Origin of the sequence: Roseovarius ramblicola (assembly GCF_042430665.1) — a bacterium.
GTDB lineage: Bacteria > Pseudomonadota > Alphaproteobacteria > Rhodobacterales > Rhodobacteraceae > Roseovarius > Roseovarius ramblicola.
Map to the genome: position 1 here is coordinate 234,943 of NZ_JBHMEC010000015.1, position 13,503 is coordinate 248,445.

The following is a 13,503-nucleotide window of genomic DNA, read 5'->3' on the forward strand; positions in this document are numbered from 1 at the left end:
CACCGAAAACGCGACCCTGCGGAGGTGCGACTCCGCAGGGTCTTCTTTTTCAGGAACTCACAGTCCCGTCAAAAGCCGGATGGCCGTGATCAACAGCGTTCCCGCTGCCAGAAAGACCATCCATTTTCGAAAACTGTTTTCATTCAGTCTGATCACCTCCTTCCGCTGCAATGGATTGCAGCACCATTACACTTCGCGGATGGAGTGAAGGAAAGGTTAAAATTCGCCTTAGAATGGCGTGGATTTGCTCACGCCACCATCGCCTCGGCCTTGTTGAGATCGACCGACACGAGCTGGCTTACCCCCTGCTCGGCCATCGTCACACCAAAGAGCCGGTCCATCCGGCTCATCGTCACGGCGTGGTGCGTGATGATGAGGAACCGCGTCTCGGTGCGGCGGCACATTTCATCCAGAAGGTCGCAGAACCGCGTGACGTTGGCATCGTCGAGCGGCGCGTCCACCTCGTCGAGCACACAGATCGGCGCGGGATTGGCGAGGAACACCGCGAAGATGAGCGCCAGCGCCGTCAGCGTCTGCTCGCCCCCCGACAGCAGGCTCAACGTCGAGAGCTTCTTGCCCGGCGGCTGGCACATGATCTCCAGCCCGGCCTCCAGCGGGTCGTCGCTCTCGACCAGCACGAGATTGGCCTCGCCGCCGCCAAAGAGGTGCCGGAACAGCAGGGTGAAGTTCGAGTTCACCTGCTCGAATGCGGTCAGCAGCCGCTCGCGCCCCTCGCGGTTGAGGCTGGCGATGCCGCCGCGCAGCGTCTTGATCGCCTCTTCGAGGTCGGCTTTTTCCCCGGTCAGCGCGTCATGCTCGACCTCGACCTCGCGGGCGTCCTCCTCGGCGCGGAGGTTTACGGCGCCAAGCGCATCACGCTGCCGCTTGAGCCGCGCCACGTCGGCCTCGATCGCCTCGGATGCGGGCATCTCGGCAGGGTCGGTATCGAGGGTGTCACACAGCGCCTCGGGTGTCAGGCCAAGCGCCTCCATGATCCGCTCGGCGGCCAGGTCACAGCCCTCACGGGCGCCGTCGCGGCGCGCCTCGGCGCGGGCGCGGGCCTCGCGCGCCTCGGATGCCGCGCGCTCGGCGTCGCGCTCGTCGGTGGCGGCCTGACGCGCGCGCGCCTCGGCAGTGGAAAGCGCATCCGCCGCGGCGGCGCGGCGCGCCTCGGCGCGGGTGATCTCGGCATTCAACTCGGCGCGTTTCACGGCCAGCGTCTCGGGCGTGGCGCGGGCCTCTGCCAGGTCCTCCTCCGAGGTAGCCCTGCGCTCGGCCAGTTCGGCACCGCGCGTCTCGGCGGTTTCCAATCGGTGCCGCCAGCCGCTCACCTCGCGGGCGATCTCCTGCCCGCGCGCCGTGCGCCGCTCGCCTTCGCGGCGCAACTCGTCCGCCGCGCTGCGCCGGGTCATCATGGTGATGCGCGCGGCCTCGACGGTGGTCTTGATATCCTCCAGTTCGGCCCGCGCCGAGGACAGGTCGCCAAGCTCCGCGAGCGCCTGCTCGGCCTCAGAAAGAGCGGCGCGCGCCGCCTGCGCCTCTTCCTCGTGGCGCGCGGCAGCGAGCCCCAGGGACTCGAGCCGCGACGCGGCGAGGGTGCGGTCGGCCTCGGCCCGGCTCAGCGCGCGGCCCGCCCCGGTCACGGCGGCATCGGCGGCGCGGCGCGCCTCGCGCGCGGCGCGGTCCTCTTCGGTGCGCGCGGTCAGTTCGGCGCGCAGCGCCTCGTGCGCACGCTGCGCCCCGTCGGCGCGCGCCTCGGCCCGTTCCAGTTGCTGCTTGAGGTCCTCCAGCCGGTTGAGCTGCTCCAGCCGCAGCGCGGCGGCGGAGGGCGCGTCCTCGGCCCAGGTGCGGAACCCGTCCCAGCGCCACAGGTCGCCATCCGCGCTCACCAGCCGCTGCCCCGGCTTCAGCAGGGGCTGAAGGCGCGGGCCGTCCTCGGCATCGACAAGGCCGATCTGCGCGATCCGGCGCGCCAGCACGGTCGGCACGGTGACGTGGTTGCCAAGTGCCACCACCCCGTCGGGGAGCGGCTGCGGCGCGGAATAGCCGGGCAGGTCACGCCAGCCCGACGGCCCGTCCGCGGCCACCTCGGGGGCGTGCAGATCGTCGGCAAGCGCCGCGCCCAGCGCCTTTTCGAAGCCGGGGGCCACCTGCAGCGCATCCATGATCTGGCCGCCCTCGGCGGTGTCGCGCTCGACCAGCCGGGCCAGTGCGGCGGCCTCGGCGCGCAGCGCACCAAGCTCTCCCTCGGCCTCGGACCGGGCGGCGCGGGCCTCGGCCTCGCGGGTCTGCGCATCGGCGCGCGCCTCGTCGGCGGCCACCAGCGCGGCCTCGGCGGCCTGCGCGCGGGCCACTGCGCCGGTCTCGGCCTCCTGCGCGGCGGCGTGTTTCGCCCCGGCCTCCTGCTCTGCCGCGCGGGCCTGTTCCTGCGCGGTGCGCGCGCGCTCGGCCTCGGCCTCGCTGCGCTTGAGCGTCTTGCGGTTGTCGTCGATCAGGCGCTGCGCCGATTGGTGCCGGGCCGACAGGCGGGCCATGTCCTCGGTCAGGCGGCTCAGGTCCGCCTCGCGCGTCTCAAGGATACGGGCCGCCTCGCGAGCCTCTTCCACCGCCGCGGCAAGGCGCTCCTCGTGCCCGTCAGACGCCTTGGCCAGTTCCGCCGCCTCCCAGTCGAGCCGCTCGACGCTCTGCTGCGCATCGCGGTTCAGCGCCGCCTCGCGCTCCATGTCGCGGTCAAGCTGCGCGATGCGCGCCTCCAGCGTGGCGATCCGCTCGCGCGCGGTGTTTTCCTGCTCGGCGATGGTGTCGCGCTGCACCCCGAGCCGCTGAAGGATCGCGGCGGCGACCGCCTCTTCCTCGCGTCGCGCGGGCAGCGCGTCATCGGCCCCGGCGCGCAGGCGCGCGGCCTCGCGCGCCGCCCTCTCGGCGCGGGCGGCCTCGGTGGTGGTCTCGCGCAGCGCCGCCTCGGCGGCCATCCGGGCCTCGTCGGCCTCGGTCCAGCGCCGCCACAGCAGCAGCCCCTCGGCGTGGCGCAGTTCCTCGCCGATCCGGCGATAGCGCGCCGCCTGTTTCGCCTGCCGCGCCAGTTGCGCAAGCTGCCCTGCAAGCTGCTCGATCACGTCATCGACGCGGGTGAGGTTGGTCTCGGTCGCGCGCAGCTTCAGCTCGGCCTCGTGGCGGCGCTGGTAGAGCCCGGAAATCCCCGCCGCCTCTTCCAGGATGCGCCGCCGCGCCTTGGGGCGCGCGTTGATCAACTCGGCGATCTGCCCCTGCCGGACGAGCGCCGGGGAATGCGCGCCGGTCGAGGCATCGGCAAACAGCATCTGCACGTCGCGCGCGCGCACATCCTTGCCGTTGAGCTTGTAGGCAGAGCCCACGTCGCGGGTGATGCGGCGGGTGATCTCGAGGTAATCGGCGTCGTTGAACCCGGCGGGCGCGAGCCGGTCGGAATTGTCGAGCTGGATCACCACCTCGGCAAAGTTGCGCGCCGGTCGGCTGGCCGCCCCGGCAAAGATCACGTCCTCCATCCCGTCGCCGCGCATCGCGGTGGGGCGGTTCTCGCCCATCGCCCAGCGCAGCGCCTCGAGCAGGTTGGACTTGCCACAGCCATTGGGCCCGACGACGCCGGTGAGCCCGTCGGCGATCACCAGATCGGTGGGATCGACGAAGCTCTTGAAGCCGGTCAGTCTGAGCCTGGAGAACTGCACGCGCACCCCTGCGATCATTGATTCCGCTAAGGGGAAACTGTGCTTGGCGGGAGGCCGGGCTGTCAATATACAAACACAGGATATGGGGAACACTGACCCATTATCCACAGCATATTGCGCGCCTTCCCGCTGATAGGCCGCTTGCAGGATGCGCGGACCCGGCGTAAACCTGCGCCATGCAGGACCCGTCCGACCTTACCGTTATCCCTGGAGACCCGCGCGATGCGGGGGCCGCAGCGTTGCTGCGGCAATCGCACGATCTCATGCGCGCGCTGTTTCCGCCCGAGGACAATTTCTTCCTCGACACAGACGCGCTTTGCACCCCTGACATCCGCTTTTTCGTGGCGACGCGCGCGGGTGAGACGCTCGGCACCGGGGCGCTCGCGCTGTGCGACGGCTATGGCGAGGTGAAATCCATGTTCGTGAGCGAGGCAGCGCGCGGACAGGGCGTGGCCGAGGCGCTGCTTGCACGGATCGAGGCCGAGGCGCGGGCAAACGGCCTGCCCCTGCTGCGGCTGGAGACCGGCGACCGGCTCGGCCCGGCGCTGCGGCTCTATGCGCGGCACGGCTTCGAGCGGTGCGGGCCGTTCGGCGATTACCCGGATGCGGCAACCTCGGTCTTCATGGAAAAGGCGCTCGGCCCGGCGCGCGGCTGACAGGCCACTTTGGTCCACCGCCTGCGCGTCGGCACCACGCGACAGTCATGCGCCTGCGGCACGCCGCGCCGCGCGTCTGCGTCCGGCCCGCAGACAAGCGCCGCCTCGATCATCGCCTGATCGCCCCAGAGACGCGGCACCGCGCACCCGCTGACGGCGGCGATGGCGGCGGCGGCGCGGGGCGCGACCATGATCGTGCGCGGGGCCCATTCGCGGCTGAGCCGGATCGCTTGCGCGTGCCGCCCCACGATCCGGACATCGAACATGCTCTGCCCGACGCCGACGCGCACCGGGGCCACGCCGTAGAATGCCGGGGAGGGATGCGAACAGGCGGCCAGCACGGCCATGAGGAGGAGCGCGACAGATCGCATGGCCAAGCCTTGCCGCGCGCCGGTTAACATCAGCTTAAAGCACGTTGCTCCAAAGGCGGGACCCGGTTTCGAGCGCCTCGGACATGCGAAATCAGGCCGTCGGAGCGTGCCGCGGGACTGCGAATGAACGCGGCGTTCCAGCCGCGCCGGTCTAGATTTCCTCGACCATGACCACGCCGGTCAGGCTTCGGATCGCGCCCTTGATCTGCGGGTTGACGGGGTATTCAGCGCCGCTGTCGATCTCGACCTCGCCGGGCAGCCCGGCACCCATGAGGCGGAACCGGATCGGACCGGGCCGCGCCCCGCGCACAGATTTGGCCGCGCCGTCCAGCACCGCCGCGACCGAGCCGATCGCCTCCGCCTGATCGACGAACACGCACAGCCCCACGGCCCCGGCATCGGCGACCATGCCATCGACGGGCTGCACCGTGCGGCACAAGAGCTTCAACTGATCGGCCTCCATCGTCGCCTCGGCGGTGATCACCACCTGCGCACCGGCCTCGAGAAAATCGCGGGACTTCTCCAGCACCTCCGAGAACAGCGTGACCTCGTAGCTGCCCGTCGGATCGCTGAGCTGGGCAAAGGCAAAGCGGTTGCCGCGCGCCGACTTGCGCTCCTGTCGCCCGGCCACCACCCCGGCCATCCTGGCGAGGAACGGCCCACGTCCTGCGCGTGCCATGACCTCGTCAAGCGTCCTGACCTCCTGCCGCTTGAGCACGGTCATGTAATCGTCGAGCGGGTGGCCCGAGAGGTAGAAGCCGACGGCCCTGAATTCCTCGGTCAGGCGTTCGGCGGGCAGCCAATCCTCGACCGGGACAAGGCGCGGTTCGGGCAGATCCTCGCCCGCGTCGCCGAAGAGCGAAACCTGCGTCGAATTCTTCTGCTCGTGGATCGCGGCGGAATAGTTCATCAGCGCCTCGATGCTCTCGAACACCCGGCGGCGGTTGCGGTCGAGCGCGTCGAATGCCCCCGCCCGCGCCAGCATCTCCAGCGACCGCTTGCCGATCCGCTTGAGATCGACCCGCCGCGCGAAATCGTAGAGCGTGGCAAAGCGCCGCTCGCCGCGCCCCTCCACGATCAGCTTCATCGCCTCGACGCCGACGTTCTTGAGCGCGCCCAACGCATAATGCAGCACGCCGCCGCGCACCACGAACACAGCGTCCGAGCGGTTGACGCAAGGGGCCGCCCAATCGAGCGCGAGGCCCTTCTTCACCTCCTCGAAATAGACCGCCAGCTTGTCGGTGAGGTGGATATCGCAATTCATGACACCGGCCATGAATTCCACCGGGTGGTTGGCCTTGAGCCACGCGGTCTGATAGCTGACCACCGCATAGGCGGCGGCGTGGGACTTGTTGAAGCCGTAATTGGCGAACTTGTCCAGAAGGTTCCACACCTCCAGCGCCTTGGCATCGTCAACGCCGTTGTCCTTGGCCCCGGCGATGAACTTGGGCCGTTCGGCATCCATCGCCTCCTGGATCTTCTTGCCCATGGCGCGGCGCAAGAGGTCGGCGCCGCCAAGCGTATAGCCCGCCATTTCCTGCGCGATCTGCATCACCTGTTCCTGATAAACGATGATGCCCTGCGTCTCGTCGAGGATATGATCGACCGACGGGTGCAGGTGGTCGCGTTCGCTCAGCCCGTTCTTGACCTCGCAGTATTTCGGGATGTTCTCCATCGGGCCGGGGCGGTAGAGCGCGACGAGCGCCACGATATCCTCGATGCAGGTGGGCTTCATGCGCTTGAGCGCGTCCATCATGCCCGAACTTTCCACCTGGAACACGGCGACGGTGCGGGCGCGGGCATAAAGCTCGTAGGTCTTGGCGTCATCGAGCGGGATCTGCCCGATATCGTTCTCGGCCCCCGGAAAGGGCTCGTAGATGGTGCTGCCGTCGGCGGCGATGTGCAGGTCGCGCCCCTCGCTGTGGATCTGTTGAATCGCGTTCTGGATCACGGTCAGGGTCTTCAGCCCCAGAAAGTCGAACTTCACCAGCCCCGCCTGCTCCACCCATTTCATGTTGAACTGCGTGGCGGGCATGTCGGAGCGCGGATCCTGATAGAGCGGCACCAGCTCATCCAATGGCCGGTCGCCGATCACCACCCCCGCGGCATGGGTGGAGGCGTTGCGCAACAGCCCCTCGACCTGCTGGCCGCAGGTCAGCAGCCGATCCACCACCTCCTCGGATTTCGCCGCCTCGGCGAGGCGCGGCTCGTCCGCGAGTGCCTTCTCGATCGAGACCGGCTTCACTCCCTCCACCGGGATCATCTTGCTGAGGCGATCCACCTGCCCGTAGGGCATCTGCAGGACGCGGCCGATATCGCGCACCGCCGCCTTGGACAGCAGGGCACCGAAGGTAATGATCTGCCCCACCCGGTCGCGCCCGTACTTGCGCTGCACATAGGCGATCACCTCCTCGCGGCGATCCATGCAGAAGTCGATATCGAAATCGGGCATCGAGACCCGCTCGGGGTTCAAAAACCGCTCGAACAGCAGGTTGTAGCGCAGTGGGTCGAGATCGGTGATGGTGAGCGCATAGGCCACGAGGCTGCCGGCCCCCGAGCCACGCCCCGGACCCACCGGGATATCCTGCTCCTTGGCCCATTTGATGAAATCGGCGACGATCAGGAAATAGCCCGGAAAGCCCATCCCCTCGATGATGCCAAGCTCGAACTCCAGCCGCTTTTCATAGTCTTCGACCGGGGCGGCATGGGGGATGACGGCAAGCCGCGCCGCAAGCCCCGCGCGTGCCTGTCGGCGCAATTCGTCGACCTCGTCATCCGCGAAGCGGGGCAGGATCGGGTCGCGCCGATAACAGCCAAAGGCGCAGCGCCTGGCGATTTCGACGGTATTCTCCAGCGCCTCGGGCAGGTCGGCGAAAAGCGTCGCCATCTCTTCCTGCGACTTGAAATAGTGCTGCGGGGTCAGGCGGCGGCGCGGCGCGCTCTGATCGACATAGGCGCCGTCGGCCACGCACAAGAGCGCATCATGCGCCTCGTACATGTCGGATTTTGGGAAATAGACATCGTTGGTGGCCACCAGTGGCAGGTCCATCGCATAGGCCATCTCGACCAGGCCGCGCTCGGTCAGCCGCTCGGCCTCGGGCGCGCCGCTTTCACCGGGGTGGCGCTGCAACTCGACATAGAGCCGGTCGCCATAGGCCGCGGCCAGCCGCCCCATGAGCGCCTCCGCCGCCGGGCGCTGCCCGCCCTGCAAGAGCCGCCCCACCGGGCCGTCGGGCCCGCCGGTCAGGCAGATCACGCCCTCGGCATGGGCGGCCAGTTCCTCCACCGTGACATGCGCCAATTGCCCGTCGCCGCGCAGGTAGAGGCAGGAATTGAGTTTCATCAGGTTCTCGTAGCCACGCTCGGTCTGCGCCAGCAGGACCACGGGCGCTGGCGGCTTCATGCGTTCGCCGGGGCTTGTGGCGACATATTCGAGATCGACCTGACAGCCCATGATCGGCTGCACCCCCGCCGCCTGCGCCGAGACGGAAAATTCCAGGGCTGCGAACATGTTGTTCGTGTCGGTGACGGCCACGGCGGGCATGCCCGCCGCCTCGCACAGACCGGGCAGTTTCTTGAGCCGCACGGCCCCTTCGAGCAGGGAATATTCGGTGTGGACACGCAGGTGAATGAATCGGGGAGTGCTGGACATGCAGGCAACCTAGCCCCGCCATGCACGGAACGAAAGCCTGTGCGCGACGGCGCATTGCCGCCACCCCCGGCGCTGGTCTAATGTGCCCGCGACAGAAACGAGACGGCCCCGCGGGCCACAGGGACAGGCCGCATGACCGCGCCATTGCTGAGCATTTCGGGCCTGACCAGGGCCTATCCCGGCGTGATCGCCAATGACGCGGTCAGCTTCGACATCCGCGAGGGCGAAGTGCACGCGCTGCTGGGCGAAAACGGCGCGGGCAAGTCCACCCTGGTCAAGATGATCTATGGCCTCGTCAGGCCCGACAGCGGCACGATGAGCTTGCGCGGCGCGCCCTTCGCCCCGGCGAACCCGTCGGCGGCGCGGGCGGCGGGGGTGGCGATGGTGTTCCAGCATTTCTCGCTGTTCGACGCGCTCAGCGTGGCCGAGAACGTGGCGCTGGGGATGGAGCGCCCGCCGCCCATGCGCGCGCTCGCCGCGCGCATCCGCGAGGTGTCGGAAACCTACGGGCTGCCGCTGGACCCTGCCCGCCTCGCCGGCGATCTCTCGGCGGGCGAACGCCAACGCGTCGAGATCGTCCGCTGCCTGTTGCAGGAGCCGCGCCTGCTGATCATGGACGAGCCGACCTCGGTGCTGACGCCGCAGGAGGTGGACATCCTGTTCGGGACGCTGCGCAGGCTCGCCTCCGAGGGGGTGGCGATCCTCTACATCTCGCACAAGCTCGAGGAGATTCGCGCGCTCTGCGATCACGCCACGATCCTGCGGCAGGGGCGCAACGCGGGCACCTGCACCCCGCGCGAGACCCCGGCGCGCGCGATGGCCGAGATGATGGTGGGGGCCAGCTTCGCCGCGCCCCGGAGCACCGCGCACGCGGCGGGCGGGGTGGCGCTCGAGGTCGCGGGCCTGTCGCTGCCCGCGCCCTCGGCCTTCGGCACCGCGCTGCGGGATATCGGCCTCGCGGTCCGGCAGGGCGAGATCCTCGGGATCGGCGGTGTCGCGGGCAACGGGCAGGACGAGTTGCTCGCCGCGCTGTCGGGCGAGATCACGACCGCAAACTCGGTGATCCGGCTGCACGGCACGCCGATTGGCCGGCTCGGGCCCGCCGCGCGGCGGCGGCGCGGCCTGCTCGCCGCCCCCGAGCAGCGCCTCGGCCACGCCGCCGCCCCGGACATGACGCTCACCGAGAACGCGCTGCTGACCGGGGCCGACCGCGAGCGGCTCGTTATCCGCGGCCTCATCCGGTGGGGCGCGGCGCGCGCCTTCGCCGAGGCGGTGATCGCGCGCTTCGACGTGCGCACCCCCGGCCCCGGCACGACGGCGCGCGCGCTGTCGGGCGGCAACCTGCAGAAATTCGTGATCGGGCGCGAGGTGCTGCAGCGCCCGGAGGTGTTCGTCGTCAACCAGCCCACATGGGGCGTCGATGCCGCCGCCGCCGCCGCCATCCGGCAAGCGCTGCTCGACCTCGCTTCCCGGGGCGCGGCGGTCCTGTGCATCAGCCAGGACCTTGACGAACTCATGGAAATCTCCGACCGCTTCGCCGCGCTCAACGCCGGGCGGCTGTCACCGGCGCGCGCCACCGCCGGGCTGGACGTGGAGGAGATCGGGCTGATGATGGGCGGCGCGCACGACATGGAGGTGGCGCATGTCTGAGGCGGCGGACATGAGTATTTTTGCCAGGAAGAAGCCGCGTGCGCGCGCACGGCTTCTTCTTGGTCGCAATACTCCGGGGGAGGCGCCCGAAGGGCGGCGGGGGCAGCGCCCCCTCGGCGCGGCGGGGCGCTGGCCATGGTGAGGCTGGAAAAGCGGCGGCAACCCTCGCGGGTCTGGACCTGGGCCACCCCGCCGCTGGCGGTGGTGGTGACGATGCTCGCGGGCGGCGCGCTCTTTGCCGCGCTGGGCAAGGACCCGGTCGAGGCGATTGCCACGATCTTCTGGAAGCCGCTTTTTGGCGAGTTCGCCTTCTATTACCGGCCACAGCTTCTCATCAAGGCGGCACCGCTCATCCTCATCGCCATCGGGCTCAGCCTCGGGTTTCGCGCCGGTGTCTGGAATATCGGGGCCGAGGGGCAGTATATCGCGGGCGCGCTCACCGGGGCAGCGGTGGGGCTGGCCTTCTATCCGCTTGACAGCGCGGTGGTGTTCCCGCTGATGGTGCTCGCCGGCGCGCTCGGCGGCTGGGCCTGGGCGATGATCCCGGCGCTGTTGCGTGTGCGCTTCGGCACCAACGAGATCCTCGTGTCGCTGATGCTGGTCTACGTGGCCGAGCAGCTTCTGGCGGCGATGGCGCTGGGTCCGATGCGCAACCCCGACGGGCGCGGCTTTCCCGGCTCGCGCAACCTGCGCGACTATCCCGCCGCCCACAACGCCGAGATCATCGAGGGCACCGGCATGCACTGGGGCGTGGCCGCGGCGGTGATCGCGGTGATCCTCGCCTACGTGCTGCTGAGCCGTCACCTCATGGGCTTTCACATCCGGCTCGCCGGGCAGGCGCCGCGCGCGGCGCGCTTTGCGGGCGTGCGGCCCGGGCGTCTGGTGGTGATCTGTCTCGGCACCTCGGGCGCGCTGGCCGGGCTGGCGGGGATGTTCGAGGTGGCCGGGCCCGCGGGGCAGGTCAGCATCGATTTCAACGTGGGCTATGGCTTTACCGCGATCATCGTCGCGTTTCTCGGGCGGCTGCACCCGGTGGGGATCGCGCTGGCGGGATTGTTGATGGCGCTCACCTATATCGGCGGCGAGATGGCGCAATCGACGCTCGGCCTGCCCGCCGCCGCGATCCAGCTTTTCCAGGGGATGCTGCTGTTTTTCCTGCTGGCGGTGGACCTGCTGACCAATTACCGCGTCCGCCTGCGACACGGGGAGGCCGCGTGATGGGCGCCATAGATCCGGCCCTGCTGCTGGCCGCGCTGGTGGTGGCGGCGACGCCCATCTTGCTGGCCGCGCTGGGCGAACTGGTGGTGGAGCGCGCGGGCGTGCTCAACCTCGGGGTCGAGGGGATGATGGTCACCGGGGCGATCTGCGGCTTTGCCGTGGCCGTGAACACCGGCTCGCCCGTGGCGGGCTTCGTCGCGGCGGCGGCGGGCGGCGCGGTGCTGGCGCTCCTGTTCGCGGCCCTCACGCAACTGGCGCTGGCCAATCAGGTGGCGTCGGGCCTCGCGCTCACGCTGTTCGGGCTGGGGCTGTCGTCCTTGCTTGGGCAGGGCTATCAGGGCATCAAGCCGCCGCCCGTCCCGCGGCTCGACCTCGGCCCGCTGAGCGACATTCCCTTCCTGGGTCGGGTGGTATTTTCCCACGATCCGATGGTCTATCTGGCACTGGCGCTGGTCGCGGCAGTCTGGGCGATGCTGAAATATACCCGCACCGGCCTGATCCTGCGCGCGGTGGGCGAGAACCACGACGCCGCCCACGCGCTGGGCTACCGGGTGGTGCGCGTGCGCGTCCTCGCGATCCTCTTTGGCGGGGCCTGCGCGGGCCTCGGCGGGGCCTATATCAGCCTGATCCGCGTACCCCAATGGACCGAGGGCATGACCGCCGGTGCCGGCTGGATCGCGCTGGCACTCGTCGTGTTCGCCTCGTGGAAGGCGGGGCGGGTTCTGCTCGGTGCCTGGCTTTTCGGCGGGGTCACGGTGTTGCAGCTCAATCTTCAGGCAACCGGCCTCGCGATCCCGGTCGAGTATCTTTCCATGTCGCCCTACTTGATCACCATCCTCGTGCTGGTCATCATGTCGGCCGACCGCTCGCGCGCGCCCGGCTCGCTCGGGCGCATCTTCCACGCCTCGCAATGACCCACAACAGGGAGACCCACATGACCCTCACCCGCCTGCTCACGACCGTCGCGCTCGCGCTCGGCCTCGCCACCGTGGCCACCGCCGGGGACAAGACCAAGATCGGCTTCATCTATGTCGGCCCGATCGGCGACGGCGGCTGGACCTACGAGCACGACAAGGGCCGCCTCGCCATCGAGGACCATTTCGGCGATGCCGTCGAGACCGTCTATCAGGAGAGCGTGCCCGAAGGCGCCGATGCCGAGCGCGCGATCACGCAGATGGCGCTTCAGGGCGCGGACCTGATCTTTACCACCTCCTTCGGCTTCATGGAGCCGACGATCGAGGTGGCGAAGACGTTTCCAGACGTGAAATTCGAACACGCCACCGGCTACAAGACCCTGCCCAATGTCTCGACCTATTCCGCCCGCTTTTACGAGGGGCGCGCGGTGCAGGGCCATATCGCGGGCAGGATGACGCAATCGAACATCATCGGCTACATCGCCTCCTACCCGATCCCCGAGGTCATCCGCGGCATCAATTCGGCCTATCTTCATGCCAGAAAGGTCAACCCCGATGTCGAGTTCAAGATCATCTGGGCCTATACGTGGTTCGACCCGGCCAAGGAGGCCGACGCCGCGCAGGCGCTGATCGAACAGGGCGCCGACGTGATCCTGCAGCACACCGATTCCACCGCGCCGCAGGCGGCGGCGGAAAAGGCCGGCGATGTCGTGACCTTCGGGCAGGCCTCGGACATGGCCGAATACGCGCCGTTCCCGCGCGTCTCCTCGATCATCGACAACTGGGCCCCCTACTACATCGCCCGCACGCAGGCGGTCATGGACGGGACGTGGCAGAGCCAACAGGTCTGGCACGGCATCGGCAAGGGCATGGTCGGGATCGGCGAGATCACCGATGCGGTGCCCGCGGACGTCAGGGCGGGGGCGCTGGCATTGAAAGAGGCGATGGCGGCGGGCGAATACCACCCGTTCACCGGCCCGATCAACCGTCAGGACGGCAGCGCGTGGCTGGCCGAGGGCGAGGTTGCCGATGACGGCACGCTTCTCGGCATGGATTTTTATGTCGAGGGTCTGAGCGGGCAGATCCCGAACTGATCCTGCTCAAAGCGTGCCCGCGTTCGTTCGCATCGACGCGGGCACGCTCCGACGCCTTTACCAGACCTGTCGAAGGGTGCGGCCGATCTTGCCGTGCAGCGCGGATCACCGGGCCGGAGCATGAAACGCCCCAAGACCGAGGGCACGCTGGCACACCCCCGTCCCACGCTGGTCCGGCAGACGCGCTGCGGACATGCAAAATCAAGGAGTTGGAGCGTGGCGCGTGACTGCGAATGAACGCGGG

Annotated in this window: 8 protein-coding genes; 5 read left to right on the forward strand and 3 right to left on the reverse strand. The window is 69.0% G+C overall.

The genetic code is table 11. The features are described from left to right. Window positions 1-248: 248 nt before the first annotated feature. Window positions 249-3,722, reverse strand: a complete 3,474-nt coding sequence (locus ACFFU4_RS09800; RefSeq protein WP_377069551.1) for a chromosome segregation SMC family protein — start codon at window positions 3,720-3,722, stop codon at window positions 249-251. Window positions 3,723-3,880: 158 nt separating this feature from the next. On the opposite strand from ACFFU4_RS09800, the gene ACFFU4_RS09805 reads away from it, so the two are divergent. Then, a complete protein-coding gene (locus ACFFU4_RS09805) occupies window positions 3,881-4,360 on the forward strand; it encodes a GNAT family N-acetyltransferase (protein ID WP_377069553.1) in 480 nt (159 codons plus the stop codon). Here ACFFU4_RS09805 and ACFFU4_RS09810 read toward each other — a convergent pair. Both ACFFU4_RS09810 and dnaE read right to left on the reverse strand, forming a co-directional pair. Further along, on the reverse strand, window positions 4,300-4,731 hold the full coding sequence (locus tag ACFFU4_RS09810) for a hypothetical protein (protein WP_377069556.1): 432 nt from the start codon (window positions 4,729-4,731) through the stop codon (window positions 4,300-4,302). The two genes, ACFFU4_RS09805 and ACFFU4_RS09810, sit on opposite strands and share 61 nt — an antisense overlap. A 151-nt stretch (window positions 4,732-4,882) precedes the next feature. After that, the gene (gene dnaE / locus ACFFU4_RS09815) at window positions 4,883-8,383 is read right to left on the reverse strand and encodes a DNA polymerase III subunit alpha (protein ID WP_377069558.1); all 3,501 of its coding nucleotides are present in this window, start codon (window positions 8,381-8,383) and stop codon (window positions 4,883-4,885) included. A 132-nt stretch (window positions 8,384-8,515) separates the two neighbouring features. Here dnaE and ACFFU4_RS09820 point away from each other — a divergent pair, with 132 nt between their 5' ends. The 4 genes from ACFFU4_RS09820 to ACFFU4_RS09835 all read left to right on the forward strand — a co-directional run bounded on the left by ACFFU4_RS09820 (window position 8,516) and on the right by ACFFU4_RS09835 (window position 13,259). Continuing rightward, window positions 8,516-10,033 carry an ABC transporter ATP-binding protein gene (locus ACFFU4_RS09820; RefSeq protein WP_377069560.1) on the forward strand — a complete coding sequence of 506 codons (1,518 nt, stop codon included), beginning with the start codon at window positions 8,516-8,518 and terminating at the stop codon, window positions 10,031-10,033. A gap of 135 nt (window positions 10,034-10,168) precedes the next feature. Continuing rightward, window positions 10,169-11,251 (forward strand): ABC transporter permease, encoded by a 1,083-nt coding sequence (locus ACFFU4_RS09825; protein ID WP_377069562.1) that lies wholly within the window; start codon window positions 10,169-10,171, stop codon window positions 11,249-11,251. Then, window positions 11,251-12,165, forward strand: coding sequence for an ABC transporter permease (locus ACFFU4_RS09830; RefSeq protein WP_377069564.1), 915 nt, complete (start codon window positions 11,251-11,253; stop codon window positions 12,163-12,165). Before ACFFU4_RS09825 ends, ACFFU4_RS09830 begins: the two co-directional genes overlap by 1 nt. 20 nt (window positions 12,166-12,185) lie before the next feature. After that, on the forward strand, window positions 12,186-13,259 hold the full coding sequence (locus tag ACFFU4_RS09835) for a BMP family ABC transporter substrate-binding protein (RefSeq protein WP_377069566.1): 1,074 nt from the start codon (window positions 12,186-12,188) through the stop codon (window positions 13,257-13,259). Window positions 13,260-13,503: the final 244 nt, after the last annotated feature.

What these genes read in the sequence shown, in the direction of transcription:
- ACFFU4_RS09800 (WP_377069551.1), bottom strand. Translation starts at nt 3,722, where the DNA reads ATGATCGCAGGGGTGCGCGTGCAGTTCTCCAGGCTCAGACTGACCGGC.
- ACFFU4_RS09805 (WP_377069553.1), top strand. Translation starts at nt 3,881, where the DNA reads ATGCAGGACCCGTCCGACCTTACCGTTATCCCTGGAGACCCGCGCGAT.
- ACFFU4_RS09810 (WP_377069556.1), bottom strand. Translation starts at nt 4,731, where the DNA reads ATGCGATCTGTCGCGCTCCTCCTCATGGCCGTGCTGGCCGCCTGTTCG.
- dnaE (WP_377069558.1), bottom strand. Translation starts at nt 8,383, where the DNA reads ATGTCCAGCACTCCCCGATTCATTCACCTGCGTGTCCACACCGAATAT.
- ACFFU4_RS09820 (WP_377069560.1), top strand. Translation starts at nt 8,516, where the DNA reads ATGACCGCGCCATTGCTGAGCATTTCGGGCCTGACCAGGGCCTATCCC.
- ACFFU4_RS09825 (WP_377069562.1), top strand. Translation starts at nt 10,169, where the DNA reads ATGGTGAGGCTGGAAAAGCGGCGGCAACCCTCGCGGGTCTGGACCTGG.
- ACFFU4_RS09830 (WP_377069564.1), top strand. Translation starts at nt 11,251, where the DNA reads ATGGGCGCCATAGATCCGGCCCTGCTGCTGGCCGCGCTGGTGGTGGCG.
- ACFFU4_RS09835 (WP_377069566.1), top strand. Translation starts at nt 12,186, where the DNA reads ATGACCCTCACCCGCCTGCTCACGACCGTCGCGCTCGCGCTCGGCCTC.